This is a genomic window from Bradyrhizobium sp. USDA 3397 (assembly GCF_054060965.1).
The window spans coordinates 1,370,018-1,384,055 of the sequence record NZ_JBSSDS010000001.1 but is presented as its reverse complement, the minus strand read 5'-3'; the positions used below and the strand labels follow the sequence as shown (position 1 = coordinate 1,384,055).

Annotated in this window: 12 protein-coding genes and 1 tRNA gene; 3 read left to right on the top strand and 10 right to left on the bottom strand. The window is 65.9% G+C overall.

The features are described 5' to 3' along the window. Positions 1–74: 74 nt before the first annotated feature. Positions 75–935 (top strand): class I SAM-dependent methyltransferase, encoded by an 861-nt coding sequence (locus ACVWYQ_RS06455; protein ID WP_271538034.1) that lies wholly within the window; start codon positions 75–77, stop codon positions 933–935. A 147-nt stretch (positions 936–1,082) separates the two neighbouring features. Here the strand turns inward: ACVWYQ_RS06455 and ACVWYQ_RS06450 are convergent, their stop codons facing one another. From ACVWYQ_RS06450 to ACVWYQ_RS06425, 6 genes are all read right to left on the bottom strand, one after another. Next, positions 1,083–2,063 carry a cation diffusion facilitator family transporter gene (locus ACVWYQ_RS06450; protein WP_456725524.1) on the bottom strand — a complete coding sequence of 327 codons (981 nt, stop codon included), beginning with the start codon at positions 2,061–2,063 and terminating at the stop codon, positions 1,083–1,085. A 2-nt stretch (positions 2,064–2,065) separates the two neighbouring features. Beyond that, positions 2,066–5,284: an efflux RND transporter permease subunit gene (locus tag ACVWYQ_RS06445; protein WP_404540833.1), complete on the bottom strand. Its 3,219-nt coding sequence runs from the start codon at positions 5,282–5,284 to the stop codon at positions 2,066–2,068. Then, positions 5,277–6,263, bottom strand: a complete 987-nt coding sequence (gene ihpB / locus ACVWYQ_RS06440) for a divalent metal ion exporter adaptor subunit IhpB (RefSeq protein ID WP_404540835.1) — start codon at positions 6,261–6,263, stop codon at positions 5,277–5,279. Before ihpB ends, ACVWYQ_RS06445 begins: the two co-directional genes overlap by 8 nt. Beyond that, positions 6,260–7,534: a divalent metal ion exporter subunit IhpA gene (gene ihpA, locus ACVWYQ_RS06435; protein ID WP_275499863.1), complete on the bottom strand. Its 1,275-nt coding sequence runs from the start codon at positions 7,532–7,534 to the stop codon at positions 6,260–6,262. Before ihpA ends, ihpB begins: the two co-directional genes overlap by 4 nt. Positions 7,535–7,589: 55 nt before the next feature. Beyond that, complete coding sequence (locus ACVWYQ_RS06430) at positions 7,590–7,952, bottom strand: hypothetical protein (protein ID WP_271538030.1); 363 nt, start codon at positions 7,950–7,952, stop codon at positions 7,590–7,592. A gap of 120 nt (positions 7,953–8,072) precedes the next feature. Continuing rightward, positions 8,073–8,303: a hypothetical protein gene (locus ACVWYQ_RS06425; protein ID WP_275510062.1), complete on the bottom strand. Its 231-nt coding sequence runs from the start codon at positions 8,301–8,303 to the stop codon at positions 8,073–8,075. A gap of 361 nt (positions 8,304–8,664) precedes the next feature. On the opposite strand from ACVWYQ_RS06425, the gene ACVWYQ_RS06420 reads away from it, so the two are divergent. Next, positions 8,665–9,555: a hypothetical protein gene (locus tag ACVWYQ_RS06420; protein ID WP_404540837.1), complete on the top strand. Its 891-nt coding sequence runs from the start codon at positions 8,665–8,667 to the stop codon at positions 9,553–9,555. A gap of 18 nt (positions 9,556–9,573) precedes the next feature. Here ACVWYQ_RS06420 and ACVWYQ_RS06415 read toward each other — a convergent pair whose 3' ends face one another. The 3 genes from ACVWYQ_RS06415 to ACVWYQ_RS06405 all read right to left on the bottom strand — a co-directional run bounded on the left by ACVWYQ_RS06415 (position 9,574) and on the right by ACVWYQ_RS06405 (position 12,121). Beyond that, positions 9,574–10,431 (bottom strand): alpha/beta fold hydrolase, encoded by an 858-nt coding sequence (locus tag ACVWYQ_RS06415; protein ID WP_271538027.1) that lies wholly within the window; start codon positions 10,429–10,431, stop codon positions 9,574–9,576. Beyond that, positions 10,428–11,678 (bottom strand): peptidase T, encoded by a 1,251-nt coding sequence (gene pepT, locus ACVWYQ_RS06410; RefSeq protein WP_036025351.1) that lies wholly within the window; start codon positions 11,676–11,678, stop codon positions 10,428–10,430. The genes ACVWYQ_RS06415 and pepT overlap by 4 nt, the downstream gene beginning before the upstream one ends. Positions 11,679–11,776: 98 nt before the next feature. Next, complete coding sequence (locus ACVWYQ_RS06405) at positions 11,777–12,121, bottom strand: HU family DNA-binding protein (RefSeq protein ID WP_275499854.1); 345 nt, start codon at positions 12,119–12,121, stop codon at positions 11,777–11,779. Between the two features lie 233 nt (positions 12,122–12,354). Here ACVWYQ_RS06405 and ACVWYQ_RS06400 point away from each other — a divergent pair. Continuing rightward, positions 12,355–12,431, top strand: a tRNA-Asp gene (locus ACVWYQ_RS06400). Between the two features lie 99 nt (positions 12,432–12,530). Here ACVWYQ_RS06400 and ACVWYQ_RS06395 read toward each other — a convergent pair. Then, the gene (locus ACVWYQ_RS06395; protein WP_271538024.1) at positions 12,531–14,030 is read right to left on the bottom strand and encodes a caspase family protein; all 1,500 of its coding nucleotides are present in this window, start codon (positions 14,028–14,030) and stop codon (positions 12,531–12,533) included. Positions 14,031–14,038 lie beyond the last annotated feature (8 nt).

The following is a 14,038-nucleotide window of genomic DNA, read 5'->3' as shown; positions in this document are numbered from 1 at the left end:
CTTCAATTTGATGCGCCGGGACTTGACTTCGTGATATGGCGCTGAACAGGGCAAGGGTACGTGATGAGGTTCCGATGCAACAGCCGAGCGGACACGAGCAAAACGCCGACCAGATCGCCTATTGGAACGGCCCGAGCGGGCAACGCTGGGCCGATCGCCACGCGGTGCAGGAGAAGCTGCTCGGGCCGATCGCCGATGTGCTGATCGATCGCGCCGGACCAAGGCCGGGCGAGCGCGTGATCGACGTCGGTTGCGGCTCTGGTGCAACAACATTTGCATTTGCAAAGGCGGTGGCGCCCGATGGTCTTGCGCTCGGGCTTGACGTCTCCGGGCCGATGCTGTCGCAGGCGCGCGCGCTTGCGCCGAAAGGCCTGCCGCTCGATTTCATCCTGGCAGATGCGACGGTGCATCCGTTCGAGCCGGCGAGCTTCGATCTGCTCGCCTCTCGTTTCGGTGTGATGTTCTTCGCCGACCCGATTGCGTCCTTCACCAATCTTCGCCGCGCGCTGAAGCCGACGGGACGGCTCGCCTTTGCTTGCTGGCGAGAGCCGAAGGAGAATCCGTGGGCGATGGCGCCGCTGATGGCGGTCTACAAGCACGTGCCCAAGATGCCGCCGGTCGGCCCCGAAGAGCCGGGCCCGTTCGCCTTTGCCTCGGAAGAGCGCGTGATGCGCATCCTGAGAGGCGCAGGCTTCGTCGACGCGGCGATGGAGCCGCATGATCTTCCGATGGATATCGCGATCGGCGGCGGTCTCGATGCGGCCGTGGAGGGCTCGCTGCAGATCGGCCCGGCCAGCCGCGCGCTCCAGGGCCAACCCCCTGAGACGTATGAGGCAGCCAAGGCGTCGATCCGCGAAGCGCTCGCGCCGTTTTTGAAGGGGCAGAGCGTGACGCTGCAGGGCGCGATCTGGATCGTGACGGCGAAGGCTGCGTAGGCGCTGCTCCTCCGCCGTCATTGCGAGGAGCCCGCGACAAATTCCGAAGCAATTTTGCGCCGGCGACGACGCAATCCAGACTATCTCTGCGGAGGACGTCTGGATTGCTTCGCTGCGCTCGCAATGACGCGGATAGTCCGGGGACTCCTACACCACATCATCCGGCGCGAGCGCGCAGCCGTTGTCCGGATGTGTCTCGACCTGGAGCGTGGTGTGACCGATGCGGAAGGATGTCTTGAGGAGCTGCGTCGTCTGCATCAGGAATGCGTCGTCGCTGCCCGCGGGCATGACGAGATGGCAGGTCAGCGCCGTCTCGGTGGTCGAGATCGGCCAGACGTGAAGATCGTGAATCCCCGAGACGCCGGGACGAGCGAGCAAAAACGCCCTGATTGCGGCGAGGTCGGTTCCCTTGGGCGCGGCCGCCATCGACATGTCGATGGAGCCGCGCAACAGGCTGGTCGTGCTCCAGAGGATGGTGGCGCAGATGACGAGGCTGGTGATGGGATCGAGCCAGAGCCAGCCGGTCCAGATAATGAGCGCGGCCGAGACCACGACGCCGAGCGAGACCGCGGCGTCGGCGGCCATGTGCAGGTACGCGCCTTCGATGTTGATGTCGTCCTTGCGCCCGCTCGCGAATAGCAGGGCGGTGAAACCGTTGATGAGGATCCCGATGCCGGCGACCACCATGACGGTGGCGCCTGCGACCGGCTCCGGCTCGCGCAGGCGCAGGATCGCCTCCCAGCCGATCGCGCCGGTCGCGACCAGCAGGAACACCGCATTGGCGAGCGCCGCCAGGATGGTGGAGGCGCGAAAGCCGTAGGTAAAGCGGCCTTTGGGCGCGCGGCGGGCTGCGATCGAGGCGCCCCAGGCAATGACGAGGCCGAGCACGTCCGACAGGTTATGGCCGGCATCGGCGAGCAGGGCGGTGGAGTTGCCGACATAGCCGTAAACCGCCTCGGCGACGACGAGCGCGATGTTGAGCGTAATGCCGAGCGCGAACGCCTTGCCGAAATTGGCGGGTGCATGGACATGGCCGTGTCCATGACCATGATCGTGCGTATGGCCATGCGCATGCGAGTGGCCCGCATGATCATGGTCGTGATGACCGTGGTGGTCGTGGCTGCCCAAATCTAGCGCTCCGCAGACGCCGCCAAATCAGGGGCCATTGTAGGCGTTTCCTTTGCCACGTCACGGCGGAACAGCACGTAGAGCGCCGGCAGCACCAGCAGCGTCAGCACGGTCGAGGAGAGAATGCCGCCGATCACCACGGTTGCGAGCGGCCGCTGCACCTCGGCGCCGGCGCCGGTGGCGAGCGCCATCGGCACGAAGCCGAGCGAGGCGACGAGCGCCGTCATCAGCACCGGGCGCAGCCGCGTCAGTGCGCCTTCGCGCACGGCCTCCGCGACCGAGCGTCCCTCGCTGCGCAGACGCTCGATGAAGGCGATGATGACGAGCCCATTGAGCACGGCAACGCCGGACAGCGCGATGAAGCCGACGCCGGCGCTGATGGATAGCGGAATGCCGCGCAGCAGCAGCGCGGCAACGCCACCGGTCAGCGCCAGTGGCACGCCGGAGAACACCAGCGCCGCATCCGCCGCCGATCCCATGCCCATGAACAGCAGCAGGAACACCAAGAGCAGCGCAACCGGCACCACGATCGTCAGCCGCTTGGTGGCCGAGACCAGCTGCTCGAACTGGCCGCCCCAGCCGATCCAGTAACCCGGCGGCAGCTTGACCTTCTCGGCAACGGCCGCCTCGGCCTCCGCGACGAAAGAGCCGAGGTCGCGCGCGCGGACATTGGCCGTGACGACGATGCGCCGCTTGCCGTTTTCGCGGCTGATCTGGTTCGGCCCCGGCGTCGCATCGACGGTGGCGACCGACGACAACGGCACGTAGCGCATCTGGGCGAGGGGAGAGCTGACCAGCGACGTTCGAACGGCGCTGCCGATTGCTGCGTCCTCGGCGGGCGGCAGCGGAATCGGAATCGCCCTGATCGCCTCGAGATTGCCGCGCAGGTGCTCCGGCAGGCGCACGACGATGTCGAAACGGCGATCGCCTTCGAACAGCTTGCCGGCCGACTTGCCGCCGACCGCGATCTCGACGATGCCCTGCACCTCGGCGACGCTGAGCCCATAGCGGGCGAGCGCCTGACGGTCGAGGCGGACGGTGAGGATCGGCAAGCCCGAGACCTGCTCGATCTTGACGTCGCTGGCGCCGCGGATGCCGCGGATCGCGGCCTCCACCTGTTTTGCGGCGCCTTGCAGGATGTCGAGATCGTCGCCGAAGATCTTGACGCCGACATCGGTGCGGACGCCCGAGATCAGCTCGTTGACGCGGAACTGGATCGGCTGGGAGATTTCGTAGGCGCTGCCGGGAATCTCGTCTGCCGCATGCTCGATGGCCCCGACCACCTCCGATTTCGACTTGCCGGGGTCGGGCCATTCGGCACGCGGTTTCAGCATGACGTAGCCATCGGTCTGTGCCGGCGACATCGGGTCGGTGGCGATCTCCGCGGTACCGATGCGGGTGAAGAACTCCTTCACTTCCGGGATTTGCATGACGCGCTTCTCCAGCGCCTTCTGCAGGTCCAGCGACTGGGTGAGGCTGGTGCCGGGAATCCGGATCGAGGCCAGCGCGACGTCGCCTTCGTCCAGGCTCGGGATGAACTCGCCGCCCATGCGCGAAGCGGCGATGCCGCTCGCGACCACGATGATCACGGCCATGACGGCGACGGCGGCGCGATTGTCGATGGCAAAGCGGAGCAGGGGCAGGTAGGCGCGCTTCGCCGCACGCATGAACAGGTTCTCATGTTCGGACACCTTGCCGGTGACGAAAATGGCAACAGCCGCCGGCACGAAGGTGATGGAGAACAGCACAGCAGCGCCGAGCGCCATCAGCACGGTCAGTGCCATCGGCGTGAACATCTTGCCCTCGACGCCGGTCAGCGTCAGCACCGGCAGGTAGACCACCGCGATGATCAGCGTGCCGAACAGGCTCGGCTTGATGACCTCACTCGACCCGCGCAGGATCGCGCGCAGCCGTTCGGGCGTCGTCAGCAGCCCGCCTTTCTCGCGCTGAGCCACCGCCAGCATGCGCAGGCAGTTCTCGACGATGATCACGGCGCCGTCGACGATGATGCCGAAGTCGATCGCCCCCAAGCTCATCAGGTTGGCGCTGACCTTGGTCTCGACCATGCCGGTGATCGTCAACGCCATGGACAGTGGGATGACGCAGGCCGTGACCAGCGCGGCGCGGAAGTTGCCGAGGATCAGGAACAGCACGGCGACCACCAGCGCCGCGCCTTCCAGCAGGTTGTTCCGGACGGTGCGGATGGTGGCTTCGACCAGGTCGGTGCGGTCGTAGACGGTCCGCGTCACGACGCCCTCGGGCAGCGACTTGGCGATGTCCTCCAGACGGGCTGCGACGCGGCGGGCCACGGTCCGGCTGTTCTCGCCGATCAGCAGCATGGCGGTGCCGAGCACGGTTTCCTCGCCGTTCCAGGTCGCAGCGCCCGTGCGCAAATCGCGCCCCTCGCTGACAGCAGCGACGTCCCTGATCCTGACGGGATTGGCGCCGCGCGAGCCGATGACGATGTCCTGGATTTCGCTGACGTTGCCGACCTGGCCCGGCGAGCGAACCAGATATTGCTCGCCGTTGCGCTCGATATAGCCGGCCCCGACATTGGCGTTGTTGGCGGCGAGCGCGGTCATCACGTCGCGGAAGCCGAGCCGGTAGGCCATCAGCTTGCCGGGATCCGGCAGCACGTGGAATTGCCGCTCGAAGCCGCCGATCGTGTTGACCTCGATCACGCCCGGCACGTTGCGAAGCTGCGGTCGAATGATCCAGTCTTGCACGGTGCGCAAATCGGTCAGCGAATAGTCGCGGTCACCCTGCGTCTTCGCGCCCGCCTTGGCCTCGACGGTGTACATGAAGATTTCGCCAAGGCCGGTCGAGATCGGACTCATCGCGACCTCGACACCCGCCGGCAGCTGGTCTTTCACCTGCTGGATGCGCTCGCCGACGAGCTGCCGGGCGAAGTAGATGTCGGTGCCGTCCTTGAAGACGATTGTCACCTGGCTGAGGCCGTAGCGCGACAGCGAGCGGGTGTAGTCGAGCTTGGGCAGGCCGCCCATCGCAGTCTCGACCGGGAAGGTGATGCGTTGCTCGGTCTCGAGCGGCGAATAGCCGGGGGCGCGGGTGTTGATCTGGACCTGGACGTTGGTGATATCAGGGACGGCGTCGATCGGCAGGCGCTGGAAATTCCAGGCGCCAAAGGCGACGGCGCCGAGCGCGAGGACGAGGACCAGCCAGCGCTGCTGCAGCGAGACGGCGATGAGACGCTCAATCATGCTCGGCCTCGCCCTTGCCCATCTCCGCCTTCACGACGAAGCTGTTCTCCGCGACGTAATGCTCGCCGGCCGAAAGGCCGGCCTTGATCTCGACATGGCGCGGATCGGAATCGCCTGTTTCGACCGGGCGCGCCTCGATCTTGTCGCCGTCCTCGCGCACGAACACGATGGTCTTGTTCTCCAGCGTCTGGATCGCGCTGCGGCGCACGGCAACCGCGACATTGCGCGCCGCGAGGATCAGCCGCGCCGTGACGAACAGGCCGGGCCGCAGGCGGCCGTCCGGATTTGGCAGCACCACGCGCGCCAGCGCGGTCTGGGTCTCGCTTGAGCCGATCGGCGCCATGTAGGAGATCGTGCCCTTGATCTCGCCGCGGCCGTCGTCGGGATCGATCAGGACCTCGTCGTTGAGGCGGACGCGGCGGAGGTCCTGCCGGTAGATCGACAGGTCGACCCAGATGGTGGAGAGGTCGGCGACCACGAAAGCCGGCTTCTGCTCGGAGGCGTATTCGCCGAGCGAGATCTGCCGCTCGATGATGGTGCCGGCAATCGGCGCCTTCAGCTCGTAGACGGTGAGGCTCTGGTTACTCTCGATCGCGGCGAGCAGGTCGTCCTTGCCGACCTTGTCGCCGATCCGCTTCTGGATGGATTTGGCGAGGCCCGGAAAGCGCGGCGTCACCTGCACCACGGCTTCCTGGTTGGCGCGCAGGATGCCGTTGAAGGCGAGCGTGTCGGTCAGCGTGGCGCTCGCGGCTTCCGCCAGCGTGACGCCCGCGGCCGCCAGCTTGACGTCGGAGATGCGGATGCGGTCGGCGCCATGCTCGTCCTGCTCGACGCGATCGTTCGGCTTCTTGTGCTCGGAATGCTCGCCATGCTCGGCATGCTCGGTGTGCGCAACTTTGTCCGGCGCGAGCAGGGAATGGCCGTAAGCCCCGAGCGCGGCGGCAACGATGGCGACGAGAATGGTGGAGAAGGTCCTCATCGTGCGCTCTCCCGCGCCAGCGTGAACGGATTGCCGACGAGGCCCTCGATGATGGCTACGCCCGCATGGAAATTCTGCAGCGCCTCCTGCTCGCGAAGCCGCGCCTGCGCGACGCTGGCTTGGGCATCCAGCACTTCGAGCAGGGTAAAGCGGCCCTGGCCGTAGCCTTGCGAGATCGCCTCGGAGGCCTCGACGGCCTTGGGGATCGCGGTCTCGCGCAGCACCGCGAGCTCGCGCAGGGAGCCTTGCAGAGAGTCATAGGCGCGGCCGGCGATCACGATCAGCGCGTTGCGGTTGGCCTCGCGCTCGGCTTTGGTCTTGGCGAGGCTTTCCTGGGCCGAAAGGATGTTGCCCTGGTTCTGGTCGAACACGGGGATCGGCACGGAGACGGTCAGCCGCGCCGCATCGTCGCCCGTTTCGTTGAAGTGGCGCCAGCCGGCCGCGATCCGCACGTCCGGATAGGGCCTGAGCCGTGCCAGCAGGAGCTCGGCATTGCGCTGGGCGTAGACCGCGGTCCAGCGCACCAGCTGCGGATTGGCGTCGATGGCGGCGACCACGGCCTGGAACGCCGGTGGGCGTCCGGTGGTGTCGAGCCGGCCGGACACCTCGCCGAATTTGGCGGCGGGATCGCCCATTAGCACCGCAAGCTCGCGCCGGGCGCTCGCCAGCGTCGCCTTGAAGCGCTCGCGGTCCGCCTTCACCAGGGCGGAGGCGACCTCGGCGCGGCCGGTCTCCGCCGGCGAGGAGGCACCGGCCTCGACACGGCGGCGCAGGAGCGGCGTCAGCCGGTCGATCGCGGCGATCTGCTCGTCGAGGATCTGGATGCGCCGCTGCGCGCCGAGCACGCTCAGGAAGGCGATCGCGGTCTCCGACAGCACTTCCAGCCTGATCGCCTTGCGCTGGATCGCCGCGACCTCGACGCCGGCTGCGCCTGCGGCAATCCGCGCCTCGCGCTTGCCGAACAGCTCGAAGGCCTGGCTGATCTGGAGCGTGGTCTCGGCCGAGCGCGTTCCGCGATATCTGCCGGAGCCAAACGAATCGTCCTGTTCGTAGGACAGTTCCGGATTGAGCAGGGCGCCCGCCTGGATGCGCTGGCCGGTGGCGATGCCGACGTCGCGCTCTGCCGCCGTCAGGCGCGGGCTCGCCGCCAGCGCGCGCGACAGCGCGCTCCGCATCGTCAAAGTCTGGGCGTGAGCCGGTGCAAGCGCCGATGCTGCAATCAGACACGCTGCCGCGCACGCGAGACGCGCGGTCATTCCCCTGCAAAACATGAAATCGACCTGTGAAGGATGAACCTAATGGGCGCGCGGCGCCCGACCAATCCGTTCAGGCAATGGATCTGGGAGGGGGCGAGTCGGTATCGGGCACAATTCCGGCGAGGCGGGGGGCCTGTTGCGGGCTCGGGGCCGACACCAGCACGATCGCCGCGGTCGACGGCGTCGGCTGCGCCACGGTCAGCGAGAAGCAGCCGTGGCAATGATGTCCGCCGATGGCCTTGTGGTCGCCATGGCCTGTGGCGCCATCGAGGAACGCGGCGATCTCCGAACCGCCGCGGGGCGTGGTGACGTCGATGTCGTGCGCGCCGTGCAGCGCGCCCGCGAGCAGATAGACCGCCGCGATCAGGACGGACAGCAGCCCGCGCCAGGGGCGCGAGCGGCGGGATCCTGAGGGCTGGCGGTTTGCGAGCACGAGGTCACTCTGGTTGCGGTCTGTGCCCGGCCTAGCATGGGCGCGGGAACAGTGTCGACCCGCAACATTGTTACATCCCTGGAACAATTGCCGCAGCAGCGCATACGCTGCCTGCGCCTCTCACTGGCGGACAATGACGCGCCGATGCGGCGCGATGGTTTCGAACGCGGGGGCCGGAGCGTCGCTGCCATCGTCACCTTCCATGGTGATGACAGCCCGACAGCTCGCTTCCATCGCCCGTTCCAGCCATTTGATGGCTTCGTCGATCCATTGGTCGTGGTGCTCGGGATCGGCGAGGGCCTTCTCCCGGAATGCATTCGCCTGATGCAGGCACGCCGTTCTGCGGTCCACGCGCCACTCCTGATCCGGAGGTTCCGCCCCTGATCGCATCATTGATGATCCCGGCCCCGGCGTCGTTAACATACGACAGAAGGAGACGCCCCGGCCGCAACGCGGAAAGGCCCCAGCCGGACGAGCCAGCTGAGGCCTCATGTGCTCACAATCTCTATCCCTAGGACTTGGACAGACAACCCGCATCCTCCAAGTTCGTTCCATACGATCTGTCCAATTTGGAACGTTCCTCATACCTCGCGATTAGCCAGCAGAAGAAACTGAGGAGGACGGACAATGGACGGACTGATTTATCTGATCGGCTTGATCGTCGTCATCATGGCGATCCTGTCGTTCTTCGGCCTGCGCTGAGAGCGCCGCGATGACGGTCGAAACTCTGATGCGGGAAGAGGTCATCGAAGGCGGCCTGGCAGCCGAGGCGCCTCGAACGATCCAGTGGAGCTCGGTGTTTGCGGGCGCTCTTGCTGCGAGCGCAATGTCGTTCATCCTGATCGGTTTTGGTGTCGCGGTCGGCCTCGGCGTCAGTTCGGCCTCGCCGACCTGGCGCGATGCGTCGGCGGCGCTGGCGCTGCTTTCCGGACTGTATCTGATCATCCAGGCGATCGTCAGTTTTGGCTTTGGCGGTTACATCGCCGGCCGGACCACCCGGCCCGAGCCCACTCTCACAACCATCGAGGATGACGGCGAGCGGCGGGACGGGCTTCACGGGTTGACCGCCTGGGCGCTGGCGGTCCTGGCCGGCGCCGCGCTGCTGGCGCTTCTCGGCGCCGCCGCGATCGACCGCTCGCCGATGCGCAGTTCGGCGAGCAACACCTCGGCGGCCGAGCCCTTGTTGAGCTATGAGCTCGACAAGCTGTTCCGCGCGCCGCGCCGCGCTGCGAACACCGACCTGAGGGAAGCGCGCGCCGAAGCCGGACGTATCCTGATGACGTCGTCCAGCCACAGCGGCGTCGCCGCCGATGACCGGACGTACCTCGTGCAGCAGGTCGCCGCGGTCACGGGGCTGGCGGCCCCCGACGCCGAAAAGCGCGTTGACGCCCTGATCGCAGACGCGAAGACGGCGATCAACCGCGCGCGACGCAACTCGATCATCGTGGCGTTCTCGGTCGCAGCCGCGACCTTGATCGGCGCTGCAGTGGCCTGGGCCGCGGCGGTTGCCGGCGGACGCCATCGCGATGGAGAGCCGTTGCCGAACTGGATGGCGAGAGCCAACCGCTTCCACCGCAACCCGCGCGCGATGCCGGTGCCGTAGGCTAAATCGGGGGTGGACCTACCTGTCCGCCCCCGCATGTTGCTGAACGAACGCCGCAACGAGAGCTGTGATCTCCGCTGGGCACTCGAGGCTCGGAAGATGGGCCACATCACGAACCTCATGGCCTTCCGCGCCCGGAATTGCCGCGACGAGATGACGGCAGCGGTCCTGCACATAGGGGAAATCGAGGTCGCCCCATATGATGAGGGTCGGCACTGCGATCTCATGAAGCCGGTTGAAGAAGGGTCTAATATCGACGTCCGATCCGAACGGCGGCGAGCGGAGTGCGATGCCGTTCATATCAAGGAACAGATCGCGAGCCGGACCGCCAACGCGACCTTCGGCAGCCCGTGGTCCGTCCAGCCAGAGGCGCGCCTTCATCGCGTTCATCCGATCAAGATCGCCTGACGCTTCGATCTCCTTCCATCGCATCATCAGCGTCTCGATGTCGGCGGGATAGACCGGATCGGGTGCACCCGCGACATTGGGGGCGATCAGAACCAGGGCGCGAACGCGCGAGGGATGCCGGACGGCGGCATCAAGCGCGATGCGCCCGCCAAGTGAGCAGCCGACGAGGATTGCGGGCTCGCCGCCTGCGGTTGCTTCCAGCACTACGAGGAGATCAGCAAGCGCGGAAAAGTCTTCGGGCTCGGCGCGGGTTTCGCCGAACCCGCGTCGGTCATACCCGACCGCCCTGTGCGTGGCGCTCAATTCATCGCATTGAGCGCGCCACATGCGCCGGTCGCACACATTCGCATGAAGAAAGACGACGGCAGGACCGTCGCCTGCCACTTCTGTCGCAAGGCTGGCACGGCCGGACGCGACGTATTGCATCGAAGCGCGGTGATGATTCATTCCAGTCTCGTCGCGCTTCAAGCCTTCTCTTCCCAGATCATCGCCAGATGCACGATGGTCTGCACCGCCTTTTCCATGTCCTGTCGGCTGACCCATTCGAGCCGCGAATGGAACGCGTGCTCGCCGGCAAAGATGTTGGGGCAGGGTAGGCCCATGAAGGACAGGCGCGAGCCGTCGGTGCCACCGCGGATCGCGGTGCGCATCGGGCGCAGGCCGGCACGGCGGATCGCCTCGATGGCGTATTCCAGCACGTGCGGGTGACGATCGATCACCTGCTTCATGTTGCGGTACTGCTCCTTGACCTCGAACGTGTAGGTCGAGCGCGGATAATCCTTCATGACGTCCTTGACGATGCCCTCGAGCAGCGCCTCCTTCTCCTTCAGCCCTTCCTCGGTGAAGTCGCGGACGATGAAGGAGAGCGTCGCCTGTTCGAGCGCGCCGTCGATGCCGATCGGATGCAGAAAACCCTGCTTGCCCGAGGTGGTCTCGGGCGAGCAGCCCTCCTTCGGCAGACGCTCGACGATGGCCGCGGCGATCTTGATAGCGTGCTCCATCTTGCCCTTGGCGTAGCCGGGATGGGCGCTGACGCCGTTGATGGTGATGGTGGCTCCGTCGGCCGAGAAGGTCTCGTCCTCGACGCAGCCCGCGCTCTCGCCGTCCATGGTGTAGCCGAAATCGGCGCCAAGCTTGTTCAGGTCGACATTGTCGACGCCGCGGCCGATCTCCTCGTCCGGCGTGAACAGGATCTTGATGGTGCCGTGCTTCACGTCGGGATTGTTGATGAAGAAATGCGCGGCATCCATGATCTCGGCGACGCCGGCCTTGTTGTCGGCGCCCAATAGCGTCGTGCCGTCGGTGGTGATGATGTCGTTGCCGATCTGGTTCTTCAGCGCGGGATGCTCATTGAAGCGGATCACCTGGCTGGTGTCGCCGGGCAGGACGATGTCGCCGCCGCGATAGTTCTTCACGATTTGCGGCTTGACGTCCTTGCCGGTGACGTCGGGCGAGGTGTCCATGTGCGAGCAGAAGCAGATCACCGGCACCTTCTTGTCGGTGTTGGCCGGGATCGTTCCGTAGACGTAGCCGTAATCGTCGAGATGCGCGTCCACAACGCCCATGGCCTTCAGCTCGGCAGCGAGCACGCGGCCGAGATCCTTCTGCTTCTCGGTCGACGGCGAGCTGGGAGATGCCGGATCGGACTGGGTATCGATGGTGACGTAGCGCAGGAAGCGCTCGGTCACGGTATGCGAAAAGGAGAGGGAGGACATTTCTGGTCAAACCGCCGAATGTTCGGGAAGCAGGCGGTATATCAGAAAAGCGGGCCGGGATGCGGCCGGAACGGGCTCGGGGGCAGGCTTTAGTGGCCTCAGATCGCTTCCTTCAGTTCCTTCACCGGGCGGAACGCGACCTTCCTGGTGGCCTTGATGTGGATCGCTTCGCCGGTGGAAGGATTACGGCCGGTGCGGGCGGCGCGCTTGCGGACCTGGAGGATGCCGAGGCCGACGATGCGGACCCGGTCGCCCTTCTTGAGGTGCTTGGTGATCAGATCGACCATGTCGGTCAGGACGGCCTCGGCATGCTTTTTGGAGACATCCTGGCGCTCGGCAATGTCGGCGGCGAGGTGCTTGAGCGTGATCGTGGCTGGCGCGGCCGCCTTCTTCGCCGAATCCTTCTTAGCCGGATCCTTCTTAGCCAAATCCTTCTTGGACATGTCTGGCCTCCTCGATCTTGCAGGTCGTCCGCAGGGAGATGGCCCGTGACCCGCAAGTTCCCGGAGGCGTAGACGATTCGGGACCGGACTGACTACGCCGCCGGCGTTGCCGAGGGCCGCGTTCGTGTGTGCCAGCAGTGGAATCCGCCGGTTTGGGCTGCGGCTGCAACATCCTTGACTTCACCAGATCGGGCCTTTAAGTCCCCCCTCGTTCCGCAGACATTGCGTGTCACGCGGGAGTAGCTCAGTTGGTTAGAGCGCCGGCCTGTCACGCCGGAGGTCGCGGGTTCGAGCCCCGTCTCTCGCGCCATTTTTGGCAAATAGATCAAATAGTTGCTGTCTTTTGCGGCCAAGAGCGCCGCTTGGACGGCCGTTTCATCCCGATCGCTTCCTCCCCGCCAGAATGCGTTTATTTCGGCTTGGACTCCTCGATATGCGCGAGGATGCGCCGTGCGTCGGTGCTGCCGGCCTGCGCCGCCTTGGCCAGGAGCCGCCTGGCCTCGGCAAGGTCCCGTCGGCCGCCGATTCCGTTGGCGTTGCACCGGGCGAGATTGACCAGGGCTTCGAGCCCGCCCATCGCGGCGCCCCTCTGGTACAGCGCCCGAGCCAATTTCAGGTCTCGCCTGGCTCCCAGTCCCTTCTCGGCAAGCTCCCCCATCCTGTTGATGGCCGTCGCATCGCCGAGCTCGGCGGCCCGCTGATACAACGCATAGGCCTTTGCGGGATCGCTGGCCGCGCCGATTCCACGCTCCTGCTGTAGGCCGAGGCTGACGAGTGCTGGCGCAATCTTTTTCTCGGCGGCCATTTCGTAGTAGAAGCGCGAGCGGGCCGGATCTTTCTCGACGCCGTTGCCGTTCTCATACATCAATCCGAGCTCGTAGAGCGCGCGTGCGTTGCCGAGCTCGGATGCCGCCTTGTAGCTCGCCACGGCTCCCGCGTAATCGCGCATGGCGAACAATGAACGCCCGAGCTGGTAGTGCAGGCGGTCCACCCCTGGCGACCGCTTGACCGCCTCCGCGCACGCCGCAACCGCGCCCGCCACCTTTGTATCGTCGCGCGTCTCGCCTTGGTCGGCGCCGGCTGCCCTCAAATCCGCGAGCCCGGCAACGGCGCTGTCGCAGTGCTGCATGACGGCGGTACCGTCCTGGACGACTTGCTTGACGGGATGGAGATAGATCTTGTCCTTGGAAAGCTGACCATACATGTAGGGCGTCTGCTTCCGGTGCGTTGCCTGCCGAACCTCGTCGCGAACGTTGCGAAACACGAAGTTGATCTCGAGGTCGGCCTGCCGGAGGTATTTCAGCAGCGCCGCAGCGAAAGGGCTGTTGCGGCCTTCGCCTTCTTCCGCGGTCCGCCCCGGCTCCGCTGGAAAGAACACGAGCGTGTTGCGGATCGGTGCGCTTCCGGCTGAGGTCAGGGAAGAGCTGCTGCTGCGGCCATTCGGTATCGCAGGGAACGGGTTCTCCCGCATGGCATCCGGGATCACCAGACCCAGCCTGCGCGCCCGCCCTGCGGCAGCGGTCACCGCAGCCAGGGGAACGGTCTCTGCGTTGGCCGACTCAGGTGTCGCAAGATGCGCATCCACGGGGATCAGGTAACTGCCGACACCGGCAGCTGCGCTGTATCCGGCAAAATAGAAGACCGCGATGTCCGCAGCGGCGGACTTCTCGGTGAAGGCGACGAGCCCCACGCGCAGATCGTCGATGGTCGTGTTCTTGCGCAGATCGACGTCGAAGCCGAGGCCGGCGAGAGCCGCGGCAATGTCCTCGGCATCGTTGACGGGAGAGCCGAGCGGCGGCGCGTTCGCGTAGCTCGCGTTTCCAATGACCAAGGCGACACGACGGTTGGAAGCTTCCGCTTCGCAGTCGAAGAGAAGCCCGATGGCAATGAACAGTGCCAGCCAGCGCAAGATGGAGT